34 protein-coding genes and 1 pseudogene are annotated in these 25,886 nt (G+C 49.5%); 12 read left to right on the plus strand and 23 right to left on the minus strand.

Annotated features, from left to right (window positions below):
- Nucleotides 1-4 precede the first annotated feature (4 nt).
- The 12 genes from DWY79_RS02305 to DWY79_RS22930 form a co-directional block, all read right to left on the minus strand.
- The gene (locus DWY79_RS02305) at nt 5-892 is read right to left on the minus strand and encodes a FimB/Mfa2 family fimbrial subunit (protein WP_077153019.1); all 888 of its coding nucleotides are present in this window, start codon (nt 890-892) and stop codon (nt 5-7) included.
- Between the two features lie 16 nt (nt 893-908).
- Entirely contained in the window at nt 909-2,009 is a 1,101-nt protein-coding gene (locus tag DWY79_RS02310) for a DUF3575 domain-containing protein (RefSeq protein ID WP_118420478.1), read from the minus strand.
- Nucleotides 2,010-2,246: 237 nt separating this feature from the next.
- The gene (locus DWY79_RS02315) at nt 2,247-3,329 is read right to left on the minus strand and encodes an AraC family transcriptional regulator (protein WP_077155676.1); all 1,083 of its coding nucleotides are present in this window, start codon (nt 3,327-3,329) and stop codon (nt 2,247-2,249) included.
- 154 nt (nt 3,330-3,483) lie between these two features.
- A complete protein-coding gene (locus DWY79_RS02320) occupies nt 3,484-4,272 on the minus strand; it encodes a PRTRC system ThiF family protein (RefSeq protein WP_075965637.1) in 789 nt (262 codons plus the stop codon).
- Nucleotides 4,269-4,970 carry a prokaryotic E2 ligase family D protein gene (locus DWY79_RS02325; RefSeq protein ID WP_075965636.1) on the minus strand — a complete coding sequence of 234 codons (702 nt, stop codon included), beginning with the start codon at nt 4,968-4,970 and terminating at the stop codon, nt 4,269-4,271. The genes DWY79_RS02320 and DWY79_RS02325 overlap by 4 nt, the downstream gene beginning before the upstream one ends.
- 16 nt (nt 4,971-4,986) lie before the next feature.
- Nucleotides 4,987-5,913 carry a hypothetical protein gene (locus DWY79_RS02330; RefSeq protein WP_227045012.1) on the minus strand — a complete coding sequence of 309 codons (927 nt, stop codon included), beginning with the start codon at nt 5,911-5,913 and terminating at the stop codon, nt 4,987-4,989.
- A gap of 17 nt (nt 5,914-5,930) precedes the next feature.
- Nucleotides 5,931-6,098, minus strand: coding sequence for a hypothetical protein (locus tag DWY79_RS22915; protein ID WP_227045009.1), 168 nt, complete (start codon nt 6,096-6,098; stop codon nt 5,931-5,933).
- 5 nt (nt 6,099-6,103) lie between these two features.
- Nucleotides 6,104-6,325 carry a PRTRC system protein C gene (locus DWY79_RS02335; protein WP_075965634.1) on the minus strand — a complete coding sequence of 74 codons (222 nt, stop codon included), beginning with the start codon at nt 6,323-6,325 and terminating at the stop codon, nt 6,104-6,106.
- A gap of 3 nt (nt 6,326-6,328) precedes the next feature.
- Nucleotides 6,329-7,303, minus strand: a complete 975-nt coding sequence (locus DWY79_RS02340; RefSeq protein ID WP_075965633.1) for a PRTRC system protein E — start codon at nt 7,301-7,303, stop codon at nt 6,329-6,331.
- Nucleotides 7,304-7,336: 33 nt separating this feature from the next.
- The gene (locus DWY79_RS22920) at nt 7,337-7,552 is read right to left on the minus strand and encodes a hypothetical protein (RefSeq protein ID WP_075965632.1); all 216 of its coding nucleotides are present in this window, start codon (nt 7,550-7,552) and stop codon (nt 7,337-7,339) included.
- A 5-nt stretch (nt 7,553-7,557) separates the two neighbouring features.
- The gene (locus tag DWY79_RS22925; protein ID WP_229101631.1) at nt 7,558-7,887 is read right to left on the minus strand and encodes a hypothetical protein; all 330 of its coding nucleotides are present in this window, start codon (nt 7,885-7,887) and stop codon (nt 7,558-7,560) included.
- A gap of 11 nt (nt 7,888-7,898) precedes the next feature.
- Nucleotides 7,899-8,135: a hypothetical protein gene (locus DWY79_RS22930; RefSeq protein ID WP_055300465.1), complete on the minus strand. Its 237-nt coding sequence runs from the start codon at nt 8,133-8,135 to the stop codon at nt 7,899-7,901.
- On the opposite strand from DWY79_RS22930, the gene DWY79_RS22545 reads away from it, so the two are divergent.
- Nucleotides 8,053-8,265, plus strand: coding sequence for a hypothetical protein (locus tag DWY79_RS22545; RefSeq protein ID WP_158593836.1), 213 nt, complete (start codon nt 8,053-8,055; stop codon nt 8,263-8,265). The two genes, DWY79_RS22930 and DWY79_RS22545, sit on opposite strands and share 83 nt — an antisense overlap.
- A 65-nt stretch (nt 8,266-8,330) precedes the next feature.
- Here the strand turns inward: DWY79_RS22545 and DWY79_RS02360 are convergent, their stop codons facing one another.
- From DWY79_RS02360 to DWY79_RS02370, 3 genes are all read right to left on the minus strand, one after another.
- A complete protein-coding gene (locus DWY79_RS02360; protein ID WP_122265229.1) occupies nt 8,331-10,430 on the minus strand; it encodes a type IA DNA topoisomerase in 2,100 nt (699 codons plus the stop codon).
- Nucleotides 10,431-10,523: 93 nt separating this feature from the next.
- A complete protein-coding gene (locus DWY79_RS02365) occupies nt 10,524-10,787 on the minus strand; it encodes a DUF4099 domain-containing protein (protein ID WP_075966082.1) in 264 nt (87 codons plus the stop codon).
- 47 nt (nt 10,788-10,834) lie between these two features.
- Nucleotides 10,835-12,607 carry a DUF3945 domain-containing protein gene (locus DWY79_RS02370; RefSeq protein WP_075965624.1) on the minus strand — a complete coding sequence of 591 codons (1,773 nt, stop codon included), beginning with the start codon at nt 12,605-12,607 and terminating at the stop codon, nt 10,835-10,837.
- An 87-nt stretch (nt 12,608-12,694) separates the two neighbouring features.
- Between DWY79_RS02370 and DWY79_RS22935 the strand changes: the two genes are divergently transcribed.
- The 4 genes from DWY79_RS22935 to DWY79_RS02390 all read left to right on the plus strand — a co-directional run bounded on the left by DWY79_RS22935 (nt 12,695) and on the right by DWY79_RS02390 (nt 14,774).
- Nucleotides 12,695-13,072 carry a hypothetical protein gene (locus DWY79_RS22935; RefSeq protein WP_233563934.1) on the plus strand — a complete coding sequence of 126 codons (378 nt, stop codon included), beginning with the start codon at nt 12,695-12,697 and terminating at the stop codon, nt 13,070-13,072.
- Between the two features lie 10 nt (nt 13,073-13,082).
- Complete coding sequence (locus tag DWY79_RS02380; protein WP_227045006.1) at nt 13,083-13,685, plus strand: hypothetical protein; 603 nt, start codon at nt 13,083-13,085, stop codon at nt 13,683-13,685.
- Between the two features lie 108 nt (nt 13,686-13,793).
- On the plus strand, nt 13,794-14,300 hold the full coding sequence (locus DWY79_RS02385) for a conjugal transfer protein TraO (RefSeq protein WP_122265227.1): 507 nt from the start codon (nt 13,794-13,796) through the stop codon (nt 14,298-14,300).
- A gap of 18 nt (nt 14,301-14,318) precedes the next feature.
- A complete protein-coding gene (locus tag DWY79_RS02390; RefSeq protein WP_014776477.1) occupies nt 14,319-14,774 on the plus strand; it encodes a DUF4425 family protein in 456 nt (151 codons plus the stop codon).
- Between the two features lie 128 nt (nt 14,775-14,902).
- Here DWY79_RS02390 and DWY79_RS02395 read toward each other — a convergent pair whose 3' ends face one another.
- Nucleotides 14,903-15,961, minus strand: a complete 1,059-nt coding sequence (locus DWY79_RS02395) for a LuxR C-terminal-related transcriptional regulator (protein ID WP_122368783.1) — start codon at nt 15,959-15,961, stop codon at nt 14,903-14,905.
- Nucleotides 15,962-16,270: 309 nt separating this feature from the next.
- On the opposite strand from DWY79_RS02395, the gene DWY79_RS02400 reads away from it, so the two are divergent.
- Genes DWY79_RS02400 through DWY79_RS02410 form a run of 3 tightly spaced genes read left to right on the plus strand, consistent with a single transcriptional unit; the run spans nt 16,271 to nt 19,570 of the window.
- Nucleotides 16,271-17,491 carry a DUF3575 domain-containing protein gene (locus DWY79_RS02400; protein ID WP_009276883.1) on the plus strand — a complete coding sequence of 407 codons (1,221 nt, stop codon included), beginning with the start codon at nt 16,271-16,273 and terminating at the stop codon, nt 17,489-17,491.
- On the plus strand, nt 17,488-18,408 hold the full coding sequence (locus tag DWY79_RS02405) for a DUF5119 domain-containing protein (protein ID WP_007856438.1): 921 nt from the start codon (nt 17,488-17,490) through the stop codon (nt 18,406-18,408). The genes DWY79_RS02400 and DWY79_RS02405 overlap by 4 nt, the downstream gene beginning before the upstream one ends.
- A 43-nt stretch (nt 18,409-18,451) precedes the next feature.
- Nucleotides 18,452-19,570, plus strand: a complete 1,119-nt coding sequence (locus DWY79_RS02410) for a fimbrillin family protein (protein WP_122368784.1) — start codon at nt 18,452-18,454, stop codon at nt 19,568-19,570.
- 188 nt (nt 19,571-19,758) lie between these two features.
- On the opposite strand, the gene DWY79_RS02415 is transcribed toward DWY79_RS02410, so the two are convergent.
- Nucleotides 19,759-20,016 (minus strand): hypothetical protein, encoded by a 258-nt coding sequence (locus DWY79_RS02415; RefSeq protein ID WP_004328504.1) that lies wholly within the window; start codon nt 20,014-20,016, stop codon nt 19,759-19,761.
- Nucleotides 20,017-20,020: 4 nt separating this feature from the next.
- Complete coding sequence (locus DWY79_RS02420) at nt 20,021-20,779, minus strand: ParA family protein (protein ID WP_005868802.1); 759 nt, start codon at nt 20,777-20,779, stop codon at nt 20,021-20,023.
- Nucleotides 20,780-21,066: 287 nt separating this feature from the next.
- On the opposite strand from DWY79_RS02420, the gene DWY79_RS02425 reads away from it, so the two are divergent.
- Nucleotides 21,067-21,396 carry a hypothetical protein gene (locus DWY79_RS02425; RefSeq protein WP_004327465.1) on the plus strand — a complete coding sequence of 110 codons (330 nt, stop codon included), beginning with the start codon at nt 21,067-21,069 and terminating at the stop codon, nt 21,394-21,396.
- A gap of 3 nt (nt 21,397-21,399) precedes the next feature.
- A pseudogene (locus DWY79_RS22940) lies at nt 21,400-21,816 on the plus strand (virulence RhuM family protein); the annotation flags it as partial.
- On the opposite strand, the gene mobC reads toward DWY79_RS22940, so the two are convergent.
- Both mobC and DWY79_RS02435 read right to left on the minus strand, forming a co-directional pair.
- Nucleotides 21,772-22,161, minus strand: a complete 390-nt coding sequence (mobC, locus tag DWY79_RS22945) for a plasmid mobilization relaxosome protein MobC (RefSeq protein WP_014776481.1) — start codon at nt 22,159-22,161, stop codon at nt 21,772-21,774. The pseudogene DWY79_RS22940 and the gene mobC sit on opposite strands and share 45 nt — an antisense overlap.
- A gap of 329 nt (nt 22,162-22,490) precedes the next feature.
- On the minus strand, nt 22,491-22,868 hold the full coding sequence (locus DWY79_RS02435) for a DUF3408 domain-containing protein (RefSeq protein ID WP_004330044.1): 378 nt from the start codon (nt 22,866-22,868) through the stop codon (nt 22,491-22,493).
- 743 nt (nt 22,869-23,611) lie between these two features.
- Here DWY79_RS02435 and DWY79_RS02440 point away from each other — a divergent pair.
- Together DWY79_RS02440 and DWY79_RS02445 are read left to right on the plus strand one after the other, a co-directional pair.
- Entirely contained in the window at nt 23,612-23,923 is a 312-nt protein-coding gene (locus tag DWY79_RS02440; RefSeq protein ID WP_004330047.1) for a helix-turn-helix domain-containing protein, read from the plus strand.
- Between the two features lie 42 nt (nt 23,924-23,965).
- On the plus strand, nt 23,966-24,289 hold the full coding sequence (locus DWY79_RS02445; RefSeq protein ID WP_004295308.1) for a helix-turn-helix domain-containing protein: 324 nt from the start codon (nt 23,966-23,968) through the stop codon (nt 24,287-24,289).
- 337 nt (nt 24,290-24,626) lie between these two features.
- Here DWY79_RS02445 and DWY79_RS22675 read toward each other — a convergent pair whose 3' ends face one another.
- Genes DWY79_RS22675 through DWY79_RS02460 form a run of 3 tightly spaced genes read right to left on the minus strand, consistent with a single transcriptional unit; the run spans nt 24,627 to nt 25,802 of the window.
- Nucleotides 24,627-24,806, minus strand: a complete 180-nt coding sequence (locus tag DWY79_RS22675; protein WP_081443390.1) for a hypothetical protein — start codon at nt 24,804-24,806, stop codon at nt 24,627-24,629.
- Between the two features lie 4 nt (nt 24,807-24,810).
- Entirely contained in the window at nt 24,811-25,203 is a 393-nt protein-coding gene (locus DWY79_RS22680; RefSeq protein ID WP_004320820.1) for a hypothetical protein, read from the minus strand.
- A 38-nt stretch (nt 25,204-25,241) separates the two neighbouring features.
- The gene (locus DWY79_RS02460) at nt 25,242-25,802 is read right to left on the minus strand and encodes a sigma-70 family RNA polymerase sigma factor (RefSeq protein ID WP_004330050.1); all 561 of its coding nucleotides are present in this window, start codon (nt 25,800-25,802) and stop codon (nt 25,242-25,244) included.
- Nucleotides 25,803-25,886: the final 84 nt, after the last annotated feature.

Raw genomic sequence — 25,886 nt, forward strand, 5'->3', positions numbered from 1 at the left:
TTAGTTACAAATCGGCATTTACATCATCACCTTTCACTTCTTCCCAGCCGTTGATTTCGGCTCCGTCCACTTCCATGCCTTCGGGAGTCTCAACCAGCGTTCCGCCGAGGGTCAGCGATGCGCCCTTTCTGGTATTGAACTCCTTGAGGGCTTCCGTGAGGTCGCTTTTCAGCATCGTGGGGGTCGGGTTGCCGTCCGCATAGCGGATTTCACCCGTCAGCAGTTGTTCCGTGCCTGTCACACCCAGTAGCCGCACCGTGGCTTTCCACTTGCCAGCATCGTCACCTTCGGTTATCTTGGTGAAGGGCAGCACGACGTTCGAAGCGGCTCCGTAGGTATCAGTAGCGAAATTGAGTGTTCGGGCTGCACCCGTCAGATGGGCAACAATCTCCGTGATGCGTCCAGCGGCATCACCCGTCGGTTCGACGACAAGCGTCAGCTCGCGCACCTGCTGCTTCATTGTAGCGGTCAGCGGATAGTTCTTGTCTTTCTCGATGGTCACCTGTTCCGTATAGGTGAAGAACCATCCCGGGGCATTGTTCACAAAGGCATCCGTGCCTGCCCGGGTTCCCGTGGCTGCGGCAATGGTGGCTGTGGTGCCGTTCACCGTGATTCCTTCAGCCGGGTTCCACACCGCAAGGGTGTAGCTGCCCGGAGCAAACAGATGGTCGGGGGCATGGGTGGCGGAAGTCTCCGTACCCGTATAGTCGCCCATGGTGACCGTCCATGTGGCAGGTATGTCGATACCCTCACCGCGGGCCGACCAGTCGGCTGTTACCGCAATCTTCCCGTAGTCGGGGTGCGGCGTGTCATAAAGCGTGTCCTTCACGCAGGAAGAGAGCAGCACGGCGGCTGCCATTCCCATCATATTTATATATTGTTTTGCTTTCATATTCTATTCCTCCGTGTTAGAATAACTTCCATACCAATGTCACACCGGCATTGATGGGGCCCCACCAATCTTTTGTCTCGTTGCCGTGGCGTACACGCACGCCGTCGATGACCTCATATTTCTCATAGTCGGCATTCAGGTAGCCCAGACCGAGGTTGAAATCAAGAGCCAGTGCCTTGTTCAGCCGCAGCTGGTGGCCGGCGGTGATGCCGCCACCCATCAGGTCGCCCTGTTTGCCTGTTTCGGAGAGCTTGTAGTTGAACTGTCCGGCCTTGAACAGCGCGCCCAGATACCAGGCTTTCTTCTCACCCATATAGTAACGCACTTCCGGAGCCACTTCCCAGAGTGCATAGCGGCGGTCCTTGTCGCTCCACGTCCATGAAGTCCACGAGCCGTTTACGGCAATGCCCCACGATGGGCAGATGCGCCATTCCACGCCAAGGTCGGGTGTCAGGGTAGCCCAGCGCAGCAGGTTGGCACGCAGGGAGAGATGATAATCAGTTGTGATTTTGGTTTCCGACGGCGTGTCGGCAAGTGTATTTTGTTGAGCGGCTTTCTCGGCTTCTGCCTTTTCAGCGGCAAGTCGGGCTTCTTCCGCCTTGCGCTGCTCTTCGGCAAGTCGTTCCTGTTCGGCACGCTTCTCGGCTTCCAGTCGTTCGGCTTCCGCCTTGCGTCGTGCTTCCGCTTCCGCATCCGTCACGGCTGTTTCCTTGACCGGTACCGTCAGGCGCACAGTGACAAAGTCTCCCTCTGTCGCATGGTTGCGGGTGATAAAGTTTTCTTCCTTGATTTCCGCACGGATAATCAGTTCGGATTTCACACGGTTGGCACGGATCTTCGCCGTGGCAAGGTTCTCGGTTTCACTGCCCAGCGAGTTGCAGTAGCCGTCAACCAGCAGCGGCAGCCTGCCGTCAAGAATGTCCGTTCTGTTGCGCTCGATGCATTCCAGCAGACGGGCAAGTTCCGTGTCATTGCCATTCCAAGGCACGTAGAACATGTCCTTCTGCGGAACGAACCGGAAGGTGTAGGTCGTGTCTGCTTTCTGCTGCGCAATGACAGGAAAAGTTACCGTCATCAGCCACAGAAACAGGGTGAGAAAAGTGATTTTTCTGCTCATATAAACTTGAATTTATTATCTTTGTCTTCTCCAAAGGTAATAAATGCCATTCAGCGCCCAAAATATTACAAAAACTTTTTCTGTTGAAATACAGCGTTTTATAAAAATTGTCGTTTGAGCACTTTTCAAATTGTCGTTTGAGCACTTTTTTTTGTCGAATTAGCACTTTTTTGTCGCTTGAGCACTTTTTGAAAATGAGCTTCTGAGACCTTTTTCATCGGCTTTTTACCACACAAATTATTCCAGATTTGCTTTTTTCCACTTGCCAGGCGTACATCCTTCCTTCTCTGTAAATGATTTGATAAAGTTACTGCGGGAAAGAAAACCGGAAGACTCAGCCAGCTTCTGTATATTGATTTCCGGATGCTCCTTCAGTATGTTTTTCGCATACTCCAACCGGAGACCGGTTATCCATTCGCGGAATGTCATTTTATACGTAGTCTTGATATAAGCGGAAAGATAGGTACGGTTCGTATGAAGTATTTCGGACAGTTCTTTTATGGTAAGTCCCTGCTGGACATAGCCGTCTGTCTTTATCCAGTTGGCCACTTTCTCTATAATTTCTGTATAGGACACTGGAACTTCTTTCTCAGAAACTATTTCAGGTTCTGTTTCCGTATCTGTCAGAAGTTCTTCTTCAGACTGTATATCTTGCTCAAAAGCATTTTCCACCTGTTCATAGAACAGCAGGTAGTTCTGATAGCTGTAGAAAAGATAGCTGTAGAACGGTATTGACGACAAAATCCAGATAAAAACATATTTGTCTGGCAGAAATGTCAGCAATCCGCATCCGACACCGAAGATAACAGCCCAATAAGTGAATATGGAAAGCCATTCGATATATGTGCCTATATCATCCGCCTGAGTTTCATTGAAAATCCGAATGGCTCTACGATATGCAATTATGACTCTGCGAGCTAAAACGACTCCAAAAACGATTAACCAGACAGCTAAAGCAAATAAAGAGATTTTTTGCATGATTCCGCTTGGCAACAGGAACAACACAACTCCGGAAAGAGTTGAGAATATAATCCATAAAATGATATGTGTCCACACACGCCGTTTGGTAATGTAAAAACAATCAAGCAACATTATCAATGCCGAACTGAACAGAGAATAGCACAGGAAGTATGTGGACATGTTCATCAATATGGAAGAATCCGCATTTTTGAATCGAATACCAAAGAAGAAATGTACCGAATAATTTGCCGAAAGCAGCAGCATAGCTATACCCATAATCTGTCGGGAGCGGAGATAATTCTTGAAAATTTTCTTTTCAGGAGTCTTTGCAAACAAAAAATAAAAGCCGAAGAATAACATCAACGGCAGTGCGGCACAAAGTGAAAAACTGTATATAGATGGTTCCATTGTTATGCTTATTTGATTTTGATACAAAGTTACGAAAAATATTGGTTTTCAGGATTATTTTCCTGAGTTCTTTTTTATATTTTAATCATACGGAAACGCTTTGATATTATACAGTTATCGGATTCACTTTCATGGTGGAGAGATTCAGGTACAGCCCGTGATGCTCGATCATACCGTTGCGGAACATTTTCCACAGGATGTTGCAGCCGAGCTGTGCCAGTGTGGAGTTGATGAACAGGTCCTGTTTCTCCAGAGCCTCCGCCAGCGAACAGCTCGGTCCGGAATCCTTTTCCTTCACTCTTGCGTATTTGACATATCGTGTGATCACCTTCAGCGATTCCACCGTTTCGTACAGCTTGGATGCCGGCTGTCTGATTTTCTTAGGTACGGTTCCGAGGATGACCTGTCCCGTATTCTGCATGTTGCCGAAGTCCATCCAGTACAGTGGTGTTTCGTGGCTTCTGTATTCCGAAACCGGCACGGCTTTCAGTATGTTCCAGAGGTCGAGACGGGACTTTATGTTGTCCGTGCAGGTAATCATTATGTTGGCCAGATTATCCCGTCTGGCGTCCTTCAGGGCTGCCGGATAGATGTCCGGTACCGCCTTCCAGTCGTTGCCGAAGAAGTTGTTCATGCGTGTGACGAGGCACTGCGCCTTGTTCAGTCCGATGTCCGAAGGGCTGAAGAGCTGCCGCCCGATGTTGGCTTCCGTCACGATGTCGGAATCATACAGTGTCACGAACAGTCCGGGATGTCCGAGTCCCCTCAGTGCCGTGTCAAGCCTGGCCAGGCAGGTAAGCACCTGTGAGCCTGTTCCTCCCGCTCCGATAAGGTTTACCGTTACCGGATGCTGCGGGTTTATGAGATAGTTGTCGATGTAGTGTACTCTTTTCATTTCAGTATGTCTTTAAGTTTCATGTTGTTCAGTTGTTTCAGTTCGTCGAGGTTGAAGTCCCTGTCCCGTGCCGCCTTTGCCACCAGCACGAGGTTTGACCTTGTCGGGTTCCCGTTCCCTCCCAGGTGGGTGAATTCCGTCAGCCAGAATTTCCGTTCCCAGTACTGCAGCAGCTTTTCATAGGTCAGGTCCTTCGGCAGCTCTATCCTGGCGTTTCCCAGACATACGCTGGAACCTGTCACGTTGAAGAACGGTGCGGCATACAGTACGGTATCCGGTCTGGGAACGTTCCCCTTGTAGGCATAGATTCTCATTCCGTGCTCTCCGGCCTCGTAGATTACTCCCGGCAGGTAATATTCCGCGTTTTCTATTTTGAGTGCGGTGCTGAAGAACATCATCCGCTTGTGCGGTGGATTGTACCACACGTATCTTTCGCTGCCCTTGCGCGAGTCGCAATACAGCAGGTTGTCGGGTATCTTCCCGTATGGAGTGGTACCGTGTCTTTCCGAGTATTCCTTCACGAGGGTGTTCATGAATTCCAGTGTCACCGGTCTTCCTTCCGTCATGTTTCCCCGGTCGTCAATACCCCGGATTTCAAGGAAGAAGTTCTTGTCCCCTTCCGAGGCATAGGCTATCAGTGCCGCCCTGGGGTTGAGCGGTGTCTTGATCTTTCTGGTCAGTTCGTTGCTGTCTATCATATGCTTTCAGATTGGTTTATATTGTGATGTTGATAAATTTTTCCGCCCATTTGAAGAAGCGTTCCGGGTAGTCGTCCATGCGGAACAGTTCCTCCGTTTCCGGAGACAGGTCACAGGTGGTGACCGGAATGATGTCGTATGTCTCCCGGCTGTAGGAGTTGTAGTAGTCCACGAGGTTGTCCGTCACGGGATCATTGCAGTCATAGACGACCCTTATCTGCCTGTTGAGATACATGGGCAGGTAGTCCGGTTCCTCTTCATAAAACGGGTCGTAGCCGTATTCCATGATGCCGCGTTCAGGCGAGAGGAATTCCAGACCTTCCTTCATGGCGGAGAGCAGGGACTGTTCGTATCCGTTCGCCGGCTTATACCGTCCGATTGCCTTCGGCAGGTCCTTGTAGTAGGATTTCCGTTCCACTCTCCTGAGCAGACTGTGTATCCTGCCTTTCTCGTATGAATGCAGCAGTTTCAGCCGTTTTTTCCTGTCGTCCTGTTCGTCGTCATTCTCTTCAGCCAGCCAGGTAAGCGCATATTCCGTGTCATCCTCGTCCAGTATGGTGTCAATTCCGTTTGCCTGCATCAGGTTGTGGATGAAGGTGACAGATATGCGTCTCAGTTCCGGCCCGAGATTTTCCACAAATTTCACAGGGAAGTAATACAGCGTAAGTTCTCCCCATCTGTGGCATTTCCAGAGACGGAAAATGAGTCTTTCCCCATCCTGCTCGATGTTTACATTCATGTCATTGCCGACAAGGTCGCTCATTTCATCATGCAGTCTCGTTATTCCTTCCGCCATTGTGAGTCCCGGTGCATGTACCGCTTCCTTTTTCATAAGACTCGCATATCTGAAAAAGGAATCACGCAGGTACTCGTAGTTTTCCCGCGTGATCAGGTTGCACGGCTTTCCGTCAGGACTTTCCGAGAACAGTTCCGGCGGAGGCATCGGCGTGAATGTGGTGTTCAGAAAAGAATTACGGCACCGCTGGGTGCCGCAATCCGTTTCTTCCTTTCCGTGCCGTAATGCACCTTCCTTTCGGTTTCCGCAATGATAAGTCTCGCGAGCTGTTCCGCCTGATATCCGTCCAATGGTACACATGATTTCTTCTTTTTTCTGTAGTCCTTTGCCATATCCTTTATCCTTTTGTTCCGATAGTTGTCTTGAACTCATATTCTGTCATGTCCTCCCTGATGACCGGTCCATGAACGGTAGCCGTCGTCAGTTCCGGGTACATGTTCGAATAGTAGTTCATGACCATGTCCGGCGAGATGTTCGGATCCGGGTCCTGAAGAGTAATATACTCTGTTCCTTTCTTGAATCTGAATGAGCGTGTCATTCCTTTAATTTCGAGTGCCATGTCTTAAACTGTCTGATAAGGTGAATACTTGGGTTCCAGCATGGACTGCGGGAAATCGATGTATTCCTCGTAGTCCTTCTCACTGTATGCGGGGTGTTCCTGATCGGAGAGGTACGGTTGCTGTTCGTCCTCCTGCATGAACCGTTCTTCCTGCCAGTCCTGAATTTCAGGCTGCGGCGGATATTGAGGTTGGGAAGGCTGCTGTCCGCCTGTCAGCTGTACGTATTGCGCGTGCGGCTGTATCTGCGGTCTTGCTTGCGGCTGTGGCGGCTGTTGTTGCGGTGGCCATATTCCTGGCTGTTGCGGATGCTGCGTGTATGCCTGTTGTGGTCTCTGCGGTACCGGCTGTTGCGGACGTTGCGGTTGCGGATTTCTCTGTACCGGTGTCTGTGTGTATACCGGCTGTTGGGAGTGTGGCTGTTGCTGCTGTACCGAAGGTTCCGGCTGTGCCTCCTGTTCCATCAGGTCGAAGAGGCTTCCCCGGTTCATTTCCGTGTCGGCTGCCTTTATCTTCTCCTCGATTTCCTTCAACTGGGCGGCATTCGCGTGTGCTTTCGCCTGTGTAAGCACGCTGACGGCTTCCCGATGGTTCCTGGCGGCTGTCAGTTCTTCCGCCTTCTTCATCAGTTTCTCGTACTTCTCCCGTTTCTCGCGTTCTTCCTTCGTCTCCTTGGATTTCGCTTCCTTGGCGGCCTTGCTGCTGGCGGCGGCCTTGTCCGCCTGTGCCTCAAACTGTGCCATGTTGGAGATCAGCCCGCACGCTTTCTGTATCGGTCTTGTGACTGCCTGCAGGAATCCTGTGTCAAGTTCCTGCGGTGTGCCCGTGACAGTCAGCGGCACGATGTGGTTCTGGGCCTCGTCCTTGAGTCCGTTCGATTTGGGCAATGTGGAAACGGTCAGTTGTCCGTTTGTCTTGCGGATGACGATCGTGAGGTCCACGCTTTCCGTCATCATCTGGTGGATTGCTGTAAAAAACATAATTTCAGATATTAAATGATTAGACGATGTGTTTCAATATTCGCTGAATAATTCAGCCAGCAGCCTGTTCCTATCCGGATGTCTGCATATTTCCAGAACGGGGTTCAGCAGCTTTGAGATGTGAACGGGACCTGTGGTTCCCCTTGGCGGCAGCTTGATTGCCGGTTGCGGGACGTGTACTTTCGGTCTTCTTGTCACGGGCATCCCTATCGGAGCTGGTGACTGTCTTGTGATGATCGCTTGTTGCATATTCTTTAATTTTTAACTGTGAATACCCGGGCTTTGGCAGCCCGTTGAACTACAAGGGCCCAACGGCAAATGCTTCCGGAAAGGCAGGGTTTTCGGGAAAAATACCGGAGCGCAGCGAGGATGATTTTTTCCGAAACCGCTTGCGGCCTGACCTTGCCGTCCGACAAGAAGCGTTTGCCAACTTTGCCCTGTAGTTCTCGGTTTGCCAATGTCTGTGTTTTCCGTCCATTCCCTTTTCTTTCCGTGTCATTTCCGGCTGTGACGGATACAAAAAGAGCCGCCCGCTCCCGGACAGCTCCCTTATGCTGCAATGATAAATTCCGTGCATGTTCCATATCGTCAGATTTCAGAAGACCAGAAAACTCAGTATGCACAGAATGATTGCCAATGCCACGAGAAAACAGGCTATACGGTAGAGGAACCTGAAGAGTCCCCTGAAACAGATGATGGCCACGGCAGTCCATACAGGCGATATACCGTGGGAATAGAGCCAGCTGAATATGATGGCTGCTGTTACGGCCAGCGCGAGTGTCCTTGCCCATCTGCTGTCCGCTATCTTTCTGATACGTTCTTTTGCTTTCATAATCTTCATTTGTTTGGCGGGAATGCCATTCCCGGTTTCAGGGGCTTTCTTGCAGTCCGCCTCCACAGGCAAGGTTTTCGGGAAAAATACCGGAGCCTCTGGCGAGGATGATTTTTCCCAGAAACCGTAAGGCCTGACCTTGCCGGTGGAAACGGGCGGGCTGCGACCTTTGCCCTGCGAATCGGGATGGCTTCATCATTTCCTTTTCCTGCCGTTCCCGTTTTTGGGGAACGAGAGTGTCAGGGTGAACCCGGCGTCAAAGGTGACCGAAGCGTCGAAAGCCACGCCCTTCTTTCCCTTGAATCCCTTGATAAGGCGTGTGGAACCGGAGGAGAAAAGCTGTTCCAGATGCTGGTCCGTCAGTTCCTTGTTCAGGAATCTGCGGTACACGGTCAGTCCGCACCCTTTATTGTCGCAACGGGCACTCTTTTCCCTGACGATAATGTGTCCGGTCTTGCATTTGGGACAGGTGAATGTGCGGGCGGCTGCCGCCGGAAGGCTGAGGTTCAGGATTTCACGGGTAGCCTTGCGGGTGTAGTCCGTGATGGATGCCATGAACGTGTCCGGTCCGAGCGTGTGCCGCTCTATCTGGAGCAGGGTCTTCTCCCAGCTTCCTGTCAGGGAAACATCCGCCACGAGCATGTCCTTCACCGCATCGTAGATATGGAGTCCCTTTTCCGTGGGGACGATGCTCTTGCCGGAGCGGGCGATATAGTCACGTTTGAACAGTGTGGTGATGATGGCGGCTCTTGTGGCGGGCGTGCCGATGCCCAGCTCCTTCACGGCCTCGCGTGCCTGTTCGTCGGCTATCTCCCTGCCGCAGGTCTCCATTGCTGCCAGCAGCGTGGCCTCGGTATAGGGCGGTCTGGGCACGGTCTTCTTCTGGGACAGTCCGAATCCTGAAACAGGAACCGTGTCCCCTTCGGCAAATACGGCCGTACCCTCGTCGGTTTCCGGCTCGTCGTCCTGCCTGTCCTCTTTCCTGCAGAAGATGCCGCGCCATCCCGGACTGACGACAAGGGAACTTTTCGAGCGGAAATCCATGTTGTCCAGGCGACATTCCATAAGAATCAGTTCCTTCTCGCAGCAGGGCGAGAACGCCTCCAGCATACGTCCGGCTATCAGCGTATAGACGGCCTCCTCCGCTTCGGAAAGCCCTTCGGGTGCGATGCCGGTCGTGATGAGAGCATGGTGGTCCGTCACTTTACGGTCGTCCACGCTACGGGTGTTGAGACGCGCAAAGTCAAGGATTCCGGCACTTGTGGCGAATTCGGGCATGGCCATTATCCTTTCCAACAGACCGGGCACGCAGGCCATCACATCGTGCGGGATATACCGGCTTCCCGTTCTCGGGTAGGAAATGAGCTTCTTCTCGTAGAGCGACTGGGCGATGTCCAGCGTCTTTGCAGCGGGCAGGTCGAGGTGCACGTTGCAGTCCTTCTGGAGTGCCGTTAGGTCGTAGAGCAACGGCGGCTGTTGCAGGCTTTTCCTGCGCTCCACCTTCGTGACCGTCGCCGAAGAATCGGGAGAGAGACTGCGGTAGGCGGCTTCCGCCTTCTGCCTGTCGTCAAAGGTCGCGGGATGGAAGAAGCGGCGGTGTGACGTGCCGCCATTGAGGGTGACATGCAGCTGCCAGTATGGTGTGGATACGAAACTGCGGTTCTCCCTGTAGCGGCTGCATATCATGGCGAGCGTCGGAGTCTGCACCCGTCCGATCGAGTTGTTGGACGAGCCGGAAACGATGGCCAGGGCACGGCTGGCGTTCATGCCCACCAGCCAGTCTGCCTTCGCGCGGCTGTCGGCGGCGGTATACAGGCTGTCGTATTCCGAGCCGTCCTTCAGTTCCTCCAGACCTTTTCGTATGGCCTCGTCAGTAAGCGAGGAGATCCACAGGCGTCTGAACGGTTTCGTGCAGCCCAGAAAGTCGTATATCCAGCGGAAGATAAGTTCCCCTTCACGACCGGCATCGGTAGCCACGACGATGCTGTCACAGCGGTTGAACACGCTTTCTATGACTTTCAGCTGTTTCGAGGCGGCGATGTCCGTAACCATTCCCCTGTCCGTGCGCATCTGTCGGGAGACCAGGCGGAACGGGTCCGGCAGCATCGGCAAGTCCTCCTCCGCCGTTTTCGTATAACCATAAGTGTCCGGTATGGCCAGTGACACGAGGTGTCCCAGTGCCCAGGTCACCATATATCCGTTACCGGAACAGTAGCCGTCATTTCTTGTATCAGCCCCGACTACACGGGCAATGTCCATGCCTACACTCGGCTTTTCTGCGATGATTGCTATCATATTGTAAGATAAAAATTAAGCCGTTTCCCGTTTTCCATGCGGAAGACAGGAAACGGCGGTAAGACATCGGTTTACTTGATAATTGCTCCCAGATTATTTGCCCAGCGGTGTCACTCCCTGGATTTCCAGTAGCGGGGACTCGCCCTTACGGACCAGTTGGAGCGTGGCGTCCATCACCACGTCCACGCCGAGGAGCACGAGGCTCAGGGACATCACTTTCGTTTTCTCTCCCCTGAGGAGGGTGTCCATTTCGCCGGAGAGTTCCAGCTCGTCCTTCATGATACCGATACCGGAGAGTTCGTCCCAGTTCACTTCATCAGCCTTGAAAGGCATGTCGTTTCCGTTTTCCTTTTTCATATTTCTTTCTTTTTTTGATTCAACATTCATTTTTCAGTAACCTGTTGTCAGGCAATGCTCGCACCTTTTGACTTGCGGTTTCCCTGTTCCTGTCGCTGGCTGTTGGCCACCACATTGCGCTGCGAGGCATCACGCTTGCGGTCAGGATTCTCGTTGTAGAAGTCCAGACGCCCCTGGTTGAAGTTCGCCTTGACGTACTGCGAGATGGTCTTCCCGTCATATCCCTTGATGCCTTCCACCAGCACGGCCTTTCCGCTCTGCAGGTCCGCACGCTGCTGTCTGGTCAGTTCCACGTCCCATACCTTGGGTGGAATCTTGAAATCCTCGCGCTGCTCGAAGCCGTCCGGCGTACGGGAGTAGCTCAGGCGTCCCGTTTCTAGGTCGGCCTTGATGAAGGAGGAGAATTCCTCTCCCTTGCGGTTCACCATGTCATTGAGGAAAATCACCTTGCCGTCACGGAGCTGCTGCTGTTCCTCCGCCGTAATCTTCACCCCGTTGATTTCGTTGGGAATATAGATTTCGCGTGCGCCTTCCGGAGAGTCCGGATTATAGCGGGTGTAGGACGGGCGGCCTGTCGCCTCGTCCAACTTCACGTAGGAGGAGAACACCTCGCCGTCCTTGCGCTGCATTCCCTCCACGAAGATGGCTTTTCCAGCGTTCAGGTCCTCAATCTGTTTCTGTGTCAGTTCCACGCCCCCGAGTGTCTGGCGGTTGAAGAGCTTGTCGTTCTCGAAAATGAACTCGACACCCCTGCGTTCGGCATTCACCTGAATGAAGGCGTTGAACTCGTTGCCGGATTTGGCGATCATGCCCTCTACATAGACCTTCTTGCCTTCACGCAGGTCATTCTGCTCCTGCTCTGTCAGTTCCACTCCCTTGATTTCCCTCGGGATGAAAGCATTCTCCGCTTTCATGGCGACCACCTCGTTGGTCAGCTTGTCGATGCTGATGAAGGATGGGATATATTCCCCGTTGCGTCCTTTCAGTTCCACGACACGCCCCATGTTGCCCGTTTCGAGCAGGTTCTTCTTGTCCTCGTCGGAGAAGATGTGTCCGAAGTACGGTCGGTCAAGGTCGGGTTTCTGCCGGATACCGTGGATGCCGAGCACCACTTCGCCCGCCATGGACTGCTGGAAGGACAGACGTGCGTCCGTTCTCAGTACGGCCGAGCCGAAGTTCATGCTTATGGGCACGACCTGGTTGGTCTTGTAGCCCTTGAGCATCTGTTCGAGCAGTCCGCGTTCCTGGAGGTATTCACGGGAGATTCCGAAATTCTTGAGCTGTTCCCAGTTGATCATGGACTCGTTGTAACGGTACTGGGGGGACTGGTTCTGCGGCTGGCTGTCAGCTGCGGCAGCCTGCTGCTGGGTTTCATTTTTCTTTGCCATTTCTTCTTGGTTTTTGGGGTTGATACTTTGGTTTTCCTTGTTGCGCGGAACAATCTCGTACTGCTTGAGAAATTCCTCCACGGCTTTTGTCTTTTTTCCTGCGGCGATGTCCTCGATGGCCTGCTGTACGGCAGGGTCGTCCAGCCTGTCTTCCTTGACGGAGAGGATTCCGAAGCGTGTCGGGTCTTTCAGCTGGCTCCAGAAGTTCTTGATGAAGTTCTCGAAGGCGTCTGCATAGCGGTCAATCTTCAGGAAGGAGTTCCGGTTCTGCCTGTCGGCGGCTACCGTGTTGAATTTTCCGTCCTGTCCGATTTGCGACACCGCTTCCAGAATCAGTTCCATCTTGTCAAGGATGAACACGATGTCACTCATCTGCTCGTTTTCGGAGACCTGCGGTTTCGGGGGTTCTTCCCTTGCATTTTTCTTTGCCATAATTTTTGATTTTTAGTGTTGATAACTCATGTTGTCACCGCAAATATATAGGAGAAAAATTGATAAATAATTGATTTGCAATATGTTATGATACACATTACACCATGTGTCATCACATTACACCGCAGGCCGGAGAAAACGGAGCGAAAAAGCGTGGGAAAACGGCAGGAAAAGGAGAAAAAACAAGGGACGAGAAAGAAAAGGGAAAAGACGGGAACAGGCTGGAAAGACAAGGGCATGGCGGTACGCACTGCCGAACGGAAGAAAAGGAAAAACTGTAATTATGCGATCAGGCTAAGCCTGACGGCGAAAAGTGTTGCCGAGGAAATGGGGATCAGCCGCCAGCAGCTTTGCAACATCGAGCAGTCGGAAACCGCCCCCGTGGTGGTGAAATACATCGCTTTTCTAAGGAGCAAAGGGGTGGATCTGAACGCTCTGTTTGATCGTATTATCGTGAACAAATAAAATAAATCGTATGAGAAAATTAGTTACCGCCTTGTGCGCTTTGGTCTTTTTGTTGTCTTGCGACGACGAACTGAAACTTGTCAGCCGGGATTTTTCCGTGACGCTGAAAAGTATAGACGTGGGTACGGCCGTAGTGGGGAAGCCCGTTAATTGCACCCTTACGATCTCGGATCTCGATCCGGACAACGGGGATCAGATATTGACACGCTTTGAGGTCAGGGACGGGGACGGCGTTATCCTGGTGGATAACAACGAATACAGCCCCGGAGAAACGTTTGAATATGATTTCAAGGCAAACAATCGGCTGGATTTCGATTTTATCCCGGCAACCGAGGGAGAGGCGTATATCGTCATGGGGGTAGCCAGCGAACTGGTGACACGATCCGACAGCATCAAGCTGAAAGTTTCCAGCCCGGAGATAAACATACGCTTCCGGAACGTGCCGGATCTTATGCTGGTATCGGAGGAAGCGGAATTTTATTTGCAGCTTGATACGGAACTTTACGGGGTGAAAGCGTCGGCCAGGTTCGTAAAGGGAAGCGGCCGGGTATATATTTCCGGGTATGATGCGACAAGGGGCGAGGGCGTGGCACTGGAAAAAACAACCTGGTGACGTTCCGGCCGGATGCGACCGGACAGGCGGTGATCGAGTTTACCGTTTCAAGCCGTTACGGTCTGCCAGTGAAAGAGAATGTAACGATACAAGTAAATCAATGAAGATATGAGAAGAATTGCCGTATTATCGCTCTTTTTGTGCCTGGTGGCCGTGTGCAGGGCACAATATATCGGAAGCCAGTATATGAACGTGAAGCTGGGCTATATCGTGGATGAAAGTCAGGTGCAGGGGACGTTCGGTTTTGGAAAGGTGTACAAGGCTTTCAAGGTGGGGGCAAACCTTAATTACCGGAATCTAAACCGGGATCTGGTAAAGGCAAACACCGTGACGGTCGGCCCGGAGCTGGCCTATTACGCCCTGAAAGGACGGAAATTCTCGCTCCTGGGGATCGCAGCCGGGACGATCGGCTACCAGAAAGCCAAGGCGAAAAGCGATCTTGTGTACCTGGCGAAAAGCAAGGCTTTCGTGTATGGATACGAGGTCGGGATAAGGCCGGAAATGTTGCTAAGCCCGAAAGTGGCTCTTTTTGCCGAATACAGGTTTGAAATGTTGTTTAACTCCATTCTCCGGAATAACAACCATGTCGGCCTGGGGTGCGTGATCTATTTATAAACTTAAATAATTGAAGGTATGAGAAAGTATTTGTATTTGTCGGCCGTATGCGTGTGCATGGCATTGTGTTTCGTCGGTTGCAGCAAGGACGACGACGAACCGGGAGGAAAAGGGGCGATGTATGAGGTAACGATCGAGCAGTCGGGAGATTTCCGCAGCTTCATTAAGTCGGTCGTGGTAGTCGCCAACGGTACGCGGTTGAAAGACGGGGCGACGGGGGAAAGCCTCGCAAGCCCGTTGATTCTAAGCGATGAAGAACTGGCCGTCGAAAAGGTGACGTTAACCACGACGGGAAAGGCGATCGAGTTCGCCGTTTCCGGTAGTGTCGTGGACGGGGAGGACGGTGTCGTGAACGAGCCGATGCAGTGGGTTGTGACCGTTTACAAGAACGGAAAGGAGATCGAGAAAAAGAGCCTTTCTTTCCGGGACGGGAAGGAGATCGGTATGGATGATCTTAATCTGTATTATAATTGACGTGACGGCCTGAATGTCCCCCGGATGAATGTTCGGGGGATTTTTTTTCTTTTGGGCGTTCCCGTGGGACGGTCGGGCTTTACGTTTCAAGTCCTCGCCTAAAGGCTGTGGGCTTTACTCTGCAATCCCTAACGCATGGCTGAAAAGTCCTCTTGCCGGTGTTCTTCTTCATACAGCCTCATGCGTTCTTGTAATGCTTCTTTTAAATTGTCGCTTTTTTTCAGTCCGAGTTTGGCACGTATGTTCGCTCGTTGGCTGGTTATGTTTCCGCTACTCCGATGTAATAATTCGCATATTTGGCTGACGGTCTTGTCTTGCAGTATTAAACGGCAGATGTTTAATTCGGACGGGGATAAATAGGGATATATTCTCCTGATCGTATCAAGTTTACTTTTTTCCTTTTTCTGGTGTGCGGCAAGGGCTGTAAAAAGATTTTCTTTGGATTGTTCCCCTATTATGCTTAACAGGGAGCTTGTCTTTTCTTCCGGGTTATTCTCGCTTAACAACTCGGCGAACGCGAATAGTTCTTCCTTTTTCATTTGGAGACGTTTCAAAAGCATTTCCTCTTCCTCTTTTAGCAAGTTGCTACTTTTTAGCAAGCTGCTGATATTACTGTGTAAGGATCTTCCTAATAAGGGGATCATGGTGTATATGATGATGACCAAAGGCAGATAACTGTATAGGAACGGTTCGTCGGTGATAAGTGTGCAGATTGTATAGGAAGCTATGGTAAGGGAGGACAATAGGATGGAGATATTACTCATATAGGCACAGATGGAAAGCATGGTAAATAAGAGAGAGATAGTAATGTTACTCATTATCAATGCTCTTTGATAACTATATTCATATCCGCTACATATTGAGCAATAAATTATCTCGATAAAAATTTCGATATGTATGGCTATCAGTATAATGGAAAAGGTCGTGGTCAGATTTACTCTCTTTTTAAAATAAGCGAGAGTGCACATAATGATAAACAGGAATAATACGCTGTTAATATAATAAAACTGTTCATTGGGAAATGGAACTGAATATATGTATATGGGTGCGCATAAGGCCAGCATGAGCAGGGATAGATGAAAGACACGTTTTTGTTGATACGTTATTATCATTTCTCTTTCTTTTTTGTCGTAAGTTTGAGTTTTTATTGAACTTAGAAAAGTAGCGGCTTTTGTGCTGATTTTCATGTGTTTTATTGTTTTAAGTGTTATTAAGTATAATGTTTCCTGCAAAAATAACTGTTTTTTTTTTTTTGTATGTTTAAGTACTTTTCTTTATGATGTTAAGTGTTTTTAATTGTTGTGTAAGCGTGATTGGCTGCTGTGGTAAGTGTTGTAGCTGTTGTGTGGTTGTCTTTTTAAGTATTTATAAGTTTAAAATACTTGTTTTTTGCTTTGGAGGTTGGTTTATAGGTGTGTATTTTGCGGTCGAAATTCAAGGGGTGTAAAAGCCTGGGTTTGGATTGTCATATTAACAAATGATTAAATGACGAAAAGATGTTTTTTTATATTAAATGTGTATTGTTCGTGCTCGTGTTGAGTATAAGCGGAGAAATATCCGCTCAGGAGAAGCGTGATTCGGTAAGGATCTATTTTCATCAAGGAAAGGTAAATATAGATACATGTTTACTTGACAATGGGAACGAGATGGAGCGGTTTGCTAAAATCTGTTCCGCATTGAACGACTCCGTCCGTCTTATCAGGAAAATTCAAATAATAGGAGGAGCTTCCCCGGAAGGAGGGGGGCTGTTGAATGGAAGGCTGTCTGAAAAACGAGCAGAGGTTTTGTGGCGGTATATATCACCTTATATAAAGATTCCGGTATTGGAGAGGGATTTTCATTTTTCGGGAAGCGACTGGAACGGACTTATAACGATGGTGAGAGCGGATGTGAATGTTCCGGAGAGGGAGGATGTCCTTCGTTTGTTGGAGAAGATCGTACGTTTGGAAAATCAGGATAGCCCTTATTGGGGGGGAGAACTGAAAAGACTGAAAGGGGGGAGGCCATACTCATATTTGTATAAATTCCATTTTCCGAAACTTCGTTCGTCGATGGTGAAAATATGCTATGATAGTGATCCGATAAATCCCGTCAGAGATACGGTATATATACATACACGTGATACGTTGTGCATCCGTGATACCGTTACCGTCATAGCTCCGGTAAAGAAACGGCCGTTTTGCATGGCGGTGAAAACAAACTTGCTTTATGACGCTGTTTTGATACCTGACATCGGGGTTGAGTTCTGTTTGGGGAAGAACTGGTCTGTGGCCGGGAATTGGATGTATGCCTGGTGGAAAAGTGATCGGAAGCATAATTATTGGCGTATCTATGGGGGAGATGTGGAGTTGCGCCGCTGGTTCGGTCGGAGAGCGGTGGAAAAACCGTTTTCCGGGCATCATGTCGGATTGTACGGGCAGATCGTCACCTATGATTTCGAATTGGGTGGGAAAGGTTACTTGGGGGATAAATGGAGTTACGGGGGAGGCGTGGCTTACGGCTACTCGTTACCTGTGGGACATCGGTTCAATGTGGATTTCACGTTGGGAATCGGCTACCTTGGAGGATCGTACAAGGAGTACATCCCTTTGGACGGTCACTATGTATGGCAGACCACTAAAAACCGCCGCTGGTTCGGCCCGACCAAGGCGGGTATCTCTTTGGTGTGGTTGATCGGGCGGGGGAATTATAGCCGGAAGAAAGGAGGCAGGCAGTGATACTGATACGCTTTAGTCTGGTGTTCATATTTTTATGGATGGGACTGACGGCTTGTGAGCATAAGGATTTATGTTACGATCATCCGCACTTTGCCACGGTGCGGGTAGTATTCGACTGGACCAAGATTTCCAATCATGACAAGCCTGAAGGCATGAGGGTCGTATTTTATCCGACCGATGATGAAAGCAACACGTGGATATTTGATTTCCCCGGAGGAGAGGATGGGGAAGTGGAGCTCCCCGAGAATGATTACCGGGTAATTTGCTTCAACTACGATACCGACGGGATGGTTTGGAAAGAAAACGGCAGTTACACGCTTTTTACTGCCGATACGCGTGATGTTCGGTCGCCGGATAACCAGACAATGGCCGTCACCCCACCCTGGCTGTGTGGCGACCATATAGACAGAGTTATCCTCAAGGACATTCCGGAAGGAAGCACGAAGATAATACGGCTAACTCCCGTAAACATGGTATGTCACTACACGTATGAGGTGAACGGAATTCGGGGACTGGACAGGGTGGCGGATTTGCGGGCCGCTCTTTCCGGCATGTCCGGCTCGCTTAACATGTCCGGCGACAGTTTGCCCGCCGATCTTTCGGAGAGCCTGCTCTTTGATGGAATGGTTTCACGGAATCAGATTATAGGCGGATTCTATACGTTTGGACATTCCGCACTTGAAGGAGAGCCCAATGTTTTCCGGCTGTATCTCAAGAACCGTTCAGGCAGCATGTCTGTATTGGAACAGGACGTGAGCGACCAAGTGCATGATGTCCCGGTAGCGGGGCATATCGGTGATGTGCATCTGGTGTTGAATTTTGATTATGAGGTACCATCCGAGCCGGGAAGTGGCGGTCCGGGATTTGATGTGGACGTTGATGATTGGGATGATGTGAATGTGGATATAGTGTTGTAATCGAGTTTTATTAATTATATTTATTAACAATTTTATTCATTTTATGAAAAAAAGTACAGTAATGCTTTGGGCAATCTTTGGAGTACTACTGATGAGTTGCTCAGAAGAGGAGATTGCGAATGTGGAAACCTCCTCACGAAATGCGATTGGTTTTAACGTGTTAAGTAATGCGGCGGAAACGAGGGCTACCCCTACTACCAACACCAACTTGAAGAACACCGATTTCGACGTGTTCGCTTTTACGGCGGATGGTACTGCCTTCATGGGAAAGAACGACACGGAATTTGAACATGACGGAGTGAAGATCGTGTACAAAAATGGTAAGTGGGATTATGACAATGCGAGCGACCTTCGTTATTGGCCTACCGAGGCTTTGGACTTTTACGCGTTCAATCCCGGAACGGTTAGTGAAGACATGATGGTGTTTTATAGTTGGGAAGCCACCAAGGATGTCCAAAAGATAAGTTATACCTGCATGGATGAGTATGGAGCCGGTACTCATGCAAACTACGACGTGATGTATGCCATGGCCAAAGGCCAGACAAAAGACATGAACAACGGAATAGTGAAATTTAATTTCAAACATATTCTGTCACAGGTCGTATTCAAAGCAAAGACCCAATACGATAACATGCAGGTGGACATCGACGTGATCAAGATTCATAATTTCAAATTTGCCGGCGCCTTCACATTGCCTGCGGCAGCCGATGGAACGGGAAGTTGGAGTTCGTCTGATTTAGCATTTCCACACGCATTTACCGTAGTGAAAAACGCAAACATCACGGTCAATAGCAATACCGAAGCTACCGATATTACCACAAATACTCCTATGCTGAATATACCACAGGAGCTGACTGCTTGGAAAGTTTCCGAAACAGCCACCAAAAGCAAGTTGGAGGCCGATAATGCGAAGCAATGTTATCTGGAGATCGCCTGCAAAATCCGGCAGTCCGGAGCTTATCTGTTGGGTTCAGCAAGCGAATACAAAACAATTTATGTTCCGTTCGGAGATACATGGGAACAGGGCAAGCGTCATATCTACACGTTGATTTTCGGTGGTGGTTATACTGATCAGGGAGAGGCTGTGTTGAATCCGATCCAGTTTGATGCAGAGACAACAGGCTGGGTTGATGCAGATAAAGACGTAAACGTCCAACCTTAATCCAAACGTTTATTAATATCGTACCCGTTGGCAGGTTAAACATACGCAAGATTAACCCTGCCAACGGGTTTTTTATAGGGAATCGCATTTTCAATATACTTTTTGATGTGTAGGGGTGCTTTTTGCGTACCTTTTTCCTGGAGAATTTCTTTTGTGGAGTGTTTGCCCTGTATATTCCCGATACGCTGTTATAGCAGGGAACTGTTTTTATCCAAGTAGTCAGATATAGCCTCTTGCAATACCGATTTTAGCGAATCGCCTTTGCGGATCGCGATCAGCTTTAAGTTCTGGTGATAGGTTTCGTCCATGACAAAATTACAATGCACGGTTTTCGCTTTCTTCGGCTTTTGAGCCTCTTTTTGCCCGGCCGTGGATTGGGTCAGGCTGTCTAATCCCCCGGTCAGCCCGGCCGACATACTGTTTTTTAAATCGTTCTTCTTTGCCATATGGTTACTTTATTTCTGTTAGCAGTTCGTTACATACCTTCTCGTAGTCCTCTGCCCCGGCAGATTTTGGGGCATAGTGAAAAATATCCTGCCCTTGTGTCGGGGCTTCGGCCAGCGTAATGGCGTTGCGTATATGGGTGCTGAACACTTTGCCCTGGAATGTTTCCTGTACCAGTTCCGAAACGCTCTTGTTCAGGTTCTTTCTTCCGTCGTACTGGGTTATCAGGACCCCGGCGATCGAAAGATCCGAGTTCAAACGTTGCTGCACCTTGTGGACGACCTGCATAAGTTTGGCCATTCCACGCATTGCCAGGAATTGAGCCTGAACCGGGATAATCAACCGATCCGAGGCCGTCAGTGCGTTAAGCGTGAGCAGCGACAGCGAGGGGGGGCAGTCGATCAGGATATAATCGAATTTTTCCTTTTGGCCCTTGATAAGGTGGGCTAAGATAAGTTCCCGCCCGGCCTCGTTGATTAACTCCGTTTCAACGGCCGAGAGATCCAGGCAGGAGGGAACGACGCTAAGACCGTCCTTATGCTCGTAGATCGGCAGGTCGTATTCGCCTTTCATCGCGCCGTAGATCGTTTGGGGAAGCTCCGCGGAGAAGCCCAGCGATTCGGTCAGGTTGGCCTGCCCGTCAAGGTCGATCAAAAGAACCTTGTACCCTTTTTGACGTAACGCGCCGCCCAGGTTGATCGTGGTTGTGGTCTTTCCTACTCCCCCCTTGTGATTCAATACGGAGATTACTTTTGCTTTGCTCATAAATTCAGTTTTTTAAATGGTTGTCATGTCCGCAAATATAGTTAAAATACTAATATACTAAAATACTAAAAGTAGTATTTCTCGTTTTTTGCGTGTTTTTTGTACCGATCGGGGAAGCGTACCGAAATAAATCCTGTTTCCGTCTTTCGGTACGTTTTGTTTCTGTACCGGAATTAATCAAAGATTAGAATAACCATAAATGTTTTTATACGTTAATCATACGTATGTATATATGTATATATTTGTTTTTGAGTATCTTTGTGTGCTATAAATAAAAAATAAAAGACATGAGCACTTATTCGTATAAAAATCCGAAGTTTATAAATTCCCCTAAAGGGGTGGTTGAAGTTGTAGAAGTGATTTATGACGGCAAAGATGATCCGGCCTATTCACTGGCTATTATTAAATGGGAAAATACCTATAAATTAGGTATTCGTTGGAACATCGCTTATAGTGAATGGGACGATTACCGCAAACAGAACGGGCAAGATGAATGTATAGGTAATCCACAGTCGAGAGGTATTCCCACCTGGTTTGTTTTGCCCGATGATATGATGTTTGGTGAGAAGTTCAGCGGTGCGATGCAGAGGCTTGATGAATTAAGAAAAGGTAAGTAAGCAATGGAACAGGGAGAAATCATATTATACCAGCCGGATGAAGCGGTCAAGTTGGAAGTGAGGTTGGAAGATGAAACCGTTTGGCTGACACAAGAACAAATAGCCGACTTGTTCGGGACTAAAAGGCCAGCTATTACCAAACATTTGAACAACATTTACAAAAGCGGCGAACTTGATATAGATAGCACATGTTCCATTTTGGAACATATGGGTAATGACGGCAAACAGAGATATACTACTAAATATTATAATCTTGATGCGATTCTGTCAATAGGATATCGGGTTAATAGCAAGAACGCAACCCTTTTTAGGAAATGGGCGAATAGTGTATTAAAGGATTATCTTTTAAAGGGGTATTCCATTAATAAACGTTTGTCAGAACTTGAAAGGACTGTCGCTCAACATACCGAGAAGATAGACCATGATCCGCTTCAGCTTTCCCAGCAGCCCGTCTATCAGCAGCCTTGTCCTGTAAAAGCCTGTCTGGTGCGAGAGCTTTGTCAGTTGGTTCAGATTGTTCGCCATTCCCGCCAGGCTGCGCAGCAGCGCATTCTCTTCAGGCGTATGCCTTGCCGTAACGGTGGCCGCCAGTGCCACCTCCCTGATATAGACCGCCAGACTCCGGCCGGACTTCCTTGCCCTGAATCTGAGAGCCTCGTAGCTGACGGGGGAGAACTTCACTGTCACTCCCTTGGTCAGCTTCCGCGTCCTGCCCAGTGCCGGACGGCCGCGTTTTTTCTTCATCTCATTCATATCCTTTGTCATATGTTTTTTCTTTTTCGTCCGTACTTCTTTCATTCCAAAATCTGCGACCGGCGGGAGTGGATTTACCCTCCCTGCAACCGCCGGGCGCTGGGGAGCAAGGGTTTTCGGGAATCCGGAAACATAACCTTGCTATTACTATTACAGAATCCACCCTTCAAAACAACAGGAAATATTAATATCAATGGTTTCAGATAACCGTTTCCATTCCTGGTTCGGAAGGTGGCAATGAAAGTATATCCGCCGGAGGTGTACATATATTTTCTACAGTCATCCGTTCCGGCTGATATACGACCGGCAGTCATTCACACGGTCTGACAGTCACCGGTACTCTAAAGTTTCCTCCAGCGTTCGATGTCTTGCCGGTAGGTTTCAAGATGCCGTCTTGCCAGATTCTCCAGCAGCCCGGATACGCTCATTCCCCGGCAGCCCAGTCTCAGGACGATCATGTCCAGGGCACTACGAGTTTCCTCACTGATGAACACGGCTTTAGGTCCCTTGATTTTAGGGGGAATGAGATAAGTTTCCCGATACTTTTCCAAAGCCGGGCGCTTCGGTGCCTTCTCCGGCTTTGCCGGCTGTGGGCAGGTTCCGTCAAGTATCTCCCTGAGGGTACTTCCCAACTTCTCACACAGGACGGCCATACGGTGCGTATGTCCTTCCGCCATCGTTTTTCCCACAAGGGGCATGTCTTCTTTTCCTTCTTTCATAGAAACTTGGATTTACGTTGATACGATGGTTTCCCATATACCGGGAAACCGATTGTCGCCGGCAAATAAAACGATAAAAAACAGACGGATCGACACTTAGGGTTCTGTTGGCGTATTCTTCTGTATCATTCTCTGCTTCAGGGTGTACGGACGGTGAGAACTTCATTATTATACGCATCGGAAGCAGGGCATGAACTTTACGGATGCAGTTGCAATCACTAAAGACCGATTGCAACCATTAATGATTATAACCGGTCATTAATGGTTGGTTATAATTATTAATGGCCGGTTACAAACACTGATGCCCGCATCAGTGTTTGTCCGGCAGGCATCTTTCAGTCCGGATATGGAAGAACATCCTGATAACCGGCCTCTTTACCGGGATGGGACAAAACTGATGGACATCCGTCATGTTCATAAGCGTCTCCACGATAACATTTGGCGCATCTTTCTATTGTATAAATCAATAAAAGTACATCTTATGAAAAAGAAAGATCGCTTCGATTCCAATTGAATATCTATTCCGGACATCTGATGACATATAATGACATCTGATGAAGGGCCGGAACCATATCCGGGAACAATCATTTACTTTGCGGATGAAACAGGCACGCATATGGTGTCAAAGGTAGTCATCCTGTCTTGAAATTCAGGATGTTCCGCTGGGATTCACTAAATTGCGGCACGGAATCCGGATCCGAAGAGAGAATGAAACAGATGTCAAACCTGAAATTACAGTGATTATGGAAATAGTGAACATTGAGGCAAGGACCTTCGAGGCGATGCTCTCGGCCTTCCGGACGTTCGCGGACCGGCTGGACACCCTCTGCCGGCTGTACGGCGACATAGAGGAGAAGAAATGGCTGGACAACCAGGAGGTGTGCCTGCTGCTGAAGGTCAGCCCGAGAACCCTGCAGACCCTCCGTGACAACGGCACGCTGGCATACACACAGATCTGTCACAAGACTTATTACAAGCCCGGGGACGTGGAAAGTATCATCCGGATAGTGGAGGAGCGCCGCAAGCGGGCTGAAAGTATGGGAAGGTCGATCTGAAAGGCCATGAAAAACGAATGTCGAACAAAAAAAGATCAAGTCATGATGAATACCGATAACCGTCTGCTCACCCGTGAGAGCAGCGAGCATATAAGAGAGTTCTTCTCTACCGTCGAGCGTCTCTCCGTTTCCATGGAGCGTCTCTTTGCCGGCAGGTCACCGGCGATGGCGGGCGAGAACTTCTATACGGACCGCGAACTGGCTGAAAAGCTGAAAGTGAGCCGCCGCAGCCTGCAACAGTACCGGGACAGCGGCCTGCTTGCCTTCACCCGGCTGGGCGGCAAGATTCTGTACCGTTCTTCCGACATCGAGAAGCTGCTTGACGGCTGCTACAGGGAGGCGAGAACCAGACCGGAGGAACTTTAGAAAAGTTCCGTACGGGATCGTGAATGAAGGGGCGGGCGGTTGTCATACCGGCCGTCCCTTCGTTTTCTTTCCACCGGATGAACGACTTTAATTTGCTCATAAAGTATTTATACACAGAGTGTTTTCTTTATAAATTATGATCCGGTGACGACATTGGCATAACATGGCGGGACATGGAAACATTTTTCCGGTATGGCAATAAGATACGGGGATTCCATTATAAAAAAAGACCCTTATTTTATTATGTCATTATGTTATTCTGAAATTGGGGCGGGCTGCCCGTGTATCGGTGGAACGGTCCGTTCCTGTAATGGCGGCACATCCCGTACTGATATCATTATCCGCCGGCAATGTTGTTTCCCGGTCTTGCCGGAGTGACCTTATGCCGGCCGGTGACAACCGCATGTCCGTGTGTAAACATGGCGGCGCATAAAAACAGGCACACCCTCCGGGCTCCTGTCCCGTCGGATGCGCCTGTCTCCATCATGTCATATACAGCCGGACTACTCCGGCCCATGCCTCTATCTGAGTATCGGATTCGAGAGCAGTATCTTGTAATAGGCCACCCCGCCAATCTCTACCGGCATCCTCGCCATCATGAACTGCACGCTCTTCCTCTCCACCTTCGCCTGCCGCATGAGCCTCTGCACGATAAACCCGGCCGAGAACCTTGCGCATCTTTTATCCTTCCAGACGATGAACCCCTCGCTGTCGTCGGCCCGGCAGATATACCAGTCACCCGTCTCGTCATCGTGGGCGAAGTTCACCCGTCCACCGCCGAGGATTCCCAATTCGATTGACATCGTCTTTGACAGATAGACGGTTCCCCTGCTGTCAAGGTTGATGGTCCGCTTTCCCTTGTATGTGACTTCCTGCGGACGGGAGTTTTCCCTGTTGTATACTATCAGTGCCATAATTGTCTTTCTTTTATCGGTTGAACTGTTTTCGTTTTTCAATACATGAAGCTTTCCACCGCCAGCATCCGGCTTCTCCATGCGAAACCGCTGTGGGTACGTACCGCGTCCACTATCCTGCATACTTTCTGCGATATGGCCGATGCCGAGATACCCATGCATTCCGCCAGTGCCTTGAACGAGAACTGCGCCTCATAGAACCTGAGCATGAACATCCGGTATTCCTCGTAGGAGAACTTCTGCCTTACGAAACGCAGTATGTCCTTAACCAGCCTCTCGCACCCGTTCAGGTCGTCCTCGGAAAGGAATTTTGCCTCCTCGCCACATCGGAGGAAGAAATCATCTTCAGGGTGTGCATACCGGTTCTCCCTTTTAATCTTTACCAGGGCCGCCTTTTTGTAGCATCCGATGAAATACGCGTCATAGTCCGTTATGTCCTTTCCGGGAACCAGCACCTGCCTTCTTACGAAAAGGTAGGTGTCATGGAAATTGTCCTCGTCCAGCATTCCGTACCGGCGTAACGTCCCTCTCAACCTGTCATAGGATTTTGTGAACCACTCGTTGAACAGTCTTTCCTTTTCTGCGCTCTTGTCTGCCATAGCCTTATGTTTTTTTTGAGTTATACATGGCCTACACGGGTAGGCATTCTTATTTCTTGTGCTTCCTCCAGTTTGTTTTTCGGC

Source organism: Parabacteroides sp. AF27-14, assembly GCF_003635425.1.
Lineage (GTDB): Bacteria > Bacteroidota > Bacteroidia > Bacteroidales > Tannerellaceae > Parabacteroides > Parabacteroides distasonis.

Bases quoted from the DNA above. Each gene is read 5' to 3' on its own strand.
- DWY79_RS02305 (WP_077153019.1), bottom strand. From the start codon at position 892: ATGAAAGCAAAACAATATATAAATATGATGGGAATGGCAGCCGCCGTG.
- DWY79_RS02310 (WP_118420478.1), bottom strand. From the start codon at position 2,009: ATGAGCAGAAAAATCACTTTTCTCACCCTGTTTCTGTGGCTGATGACG.
- DWY79_RS02315 (WP_077155676.1), bottom strand. From the start codon at position 3,329: ATGTTATTCTTCGGCTTTTATTTTTTGTTTGCAAAGACTCCTGAAAAG.
- DWY79_RS02320 (WP_075965637.1), bottom strand. From the start codon at position 4,272: ATGAAAAGAGTACACTACATCGACAACTATCTCATAAACCCGCAGCAT.
- DWY79_RS02325 (WP_075965636.1), bottom strand. From the start codon at position 4,970: ATGATAGACAGCAACGAACTGACCAGAAAGATCAAGACACCGCTCAAC.
- DWY79_RS02330 (WP_227045012.1), bottom strand. From the start codon at position 5,913: ATGCCTCCGCCGGAACTGTTCTCGGAAAGTCCTGACGGAAAGCCGTGC.
- DWY79_RS22915 (WP_227045009.1), bottom strand. From the start codon at position 6,098: ATGGCAAAGGACTACAGAAAAAAGAAGAAATCATGTGTACCATTGGAC.
- DWY79_RS02335 (WP_075965634.1), bottom strand. From the start codon at position 6,325: ATGGCACTCGAAATTAAAGGAATGACACGCTCATTCAGATTCAAGAAA.
- DWY79_RS02340 (WP_075965633.1), bottom strand. From the start codon at position 7,303: ATGTTTTTTACAGCAATCCACCAGATGATGACGGAAAGCGTGGACCTC.
- DWY79_RS22920 (WP_075965632.1), bottom strand. From the start codon at position 7,552: ATGCAACAAGCGATCATCACAAGACAGTCACCAGCTCCGATAGGGATG.
- DWY79_RS22925 (WP_229101631.1), bottom strand. From the start codon at position 7,887: ATGGAACATGCACGGAATTTATCATTGCAGCATAAGGGAGCTGTCCGG.
- DWY79_RS22545 (WP_158593836.1), top strand. From the start codon at position 8,053: ATGATGGCTGCTGTTACGGCCAGCGCGAGTGTCCTTGCCCATCTGCTG.
- DWY79_RS22930 (WP_055300465.1), bottom strand. From the start codon at position 8,135: ATGAAAGCAAAAGAACGTATCAGAAAGATAGCGGACAGCAGATGGGCA.
- DWY79_RS02360 (WP_122265229.1), bottom strand. From the start codon at position 10,430: ATGATAGCAATCATCGCAGAAAAGCCGAGTGTAGGCATGGACATTGCC.
- DWY79_RS02365 (WP_075966082.1), bottom strand. From the start codon at position 10,787: ATGAAAAAGGAAAACGGAAACGACATGCCTTTCAAGGCTGATGAAGTG.
- DWY79_RS02370 (WP_075965624.1), bottom strand. From the start codon at position 12,607: ATGGCAAAGAAAAATGCAAGGGAAGAACCCCCGAAACCGCAGGTCTCC.
- DWY79_RS22935 (WP_233563934.1), top strand. From the start codon at position 12,695: ATGATACACATTACACCATGTGTCATCACATTACACCGCAGGCCGGAG.
- DWY79_RS02380 (WP_227045006.1), top strand. From the start codon at position 13,083: ATGAGAAAATTAGTTACCGCCTTGTGCGCTTTGGTCTTTTTGTTGTCT.
- DWY79_RS02385 (WP_122265227.1), top strand. From the start codon at position 13,794: ATGAGAAGAATTGCCGTATTATCGCTCTTTTTGTGCCTGGTGGCCGTG.
- DWY79_RS02390 (WP_014776477.1), top strand. From the start codon at position 14,319: ATGAGAAAGTATTTGTATTTGTCGGCCGTATGCGTGTGCATGGCATTG.
- DWY79_RS02395 (WP_122368783.1), bottom strand. From the start codon at position 15,961: ATGAAAATCAGCACAAAAGCCGCTACTTTTCTAAGTTCAATAAAAACT.
- DWY79_RS02400 (WP_009276883.1), top strand. From the start codon at position 16,271: ATGTTTTTTTATATTAAATGTGTATTGTTCGTGCTCGTGTTGAGTATA.
- DWY79_RS02410 (WP_122368784.1), top strand. From the start codon at position 18,452: ATGAAAAAAAGTACAGTAATGCTTTGGGCAATCTTTGGAGTACTACTG.
- DWY79_RS02415 (WP_004328504.1), bottom strand. From the start codon at position 20,016: ATGGCAAAGAAGAACGATTTAAAAAACAGTATGTCGGCCGGGCTGACC.
- DWY79_RS02420 (WP_005868802.1), bottom strand. From the start codon at position 20,779: ATGAGCAAAGCAAAAGTAATCTCCGTATTGAATCACAAGGGGGGAGTA.
- DWY79_RS02425 (WP_004327465.1), top strand. From the start codon at position 21,067: ATGAGCACTTATTCGTATAAAAATCCGAAGTTTATAAATTCCCCTAAA.
- mobC (WP_014776481.1), bottom strand. From the start codon at position 22,161: ATGACAAAGGATATGAATGAGATGAAGAAAAAACGCGGCCGTCCGGCA.
- DWY79_RS02435 (WP_004330044.1), bottom strand. From the start codon at position 22,868: ATGAAAGAAGGAAAAGAAGACATGCCCCTTGTGGGAAAAACGATGGCG.
- DWY79_RS02440 (WP_004330047.1), top strand. From the start codon at position 23,612: ATGGAAATAGTGAACATTGAGGCAAGGACCTTCGAGGCGATGCTCTCG.
- DWY79_RS02445 (WP_004295308.1), top strand. From the start codon at position 23,966: ATGATGAATACCGATAACCGTCTGCTCACCCGTGAGAGCAGCGAGCAT.
- DWY79_RS22675 (WP_081443390.1), bottom strand. From the start codon at position 24,806: ATGGGCCGGAGTAGTCCGGCTGTATATGACATGATGGAGACAGGCGCA.
- DWY79_RS22680 (WP_004320820.1), bottom strand. From the start codon at position 25,203: ATGGCACTGATAGTATACAACAGGGAAAACTCCCGTCCGCAGGAAGTC.
- DWY79_RS02460 (WP_004330050.1), bottom strand. From the start codon at position 25,802: ATGGCAGACAAGAGCGCAGAAAAGGAAAGACTGTTCAACGAGTGGTTC.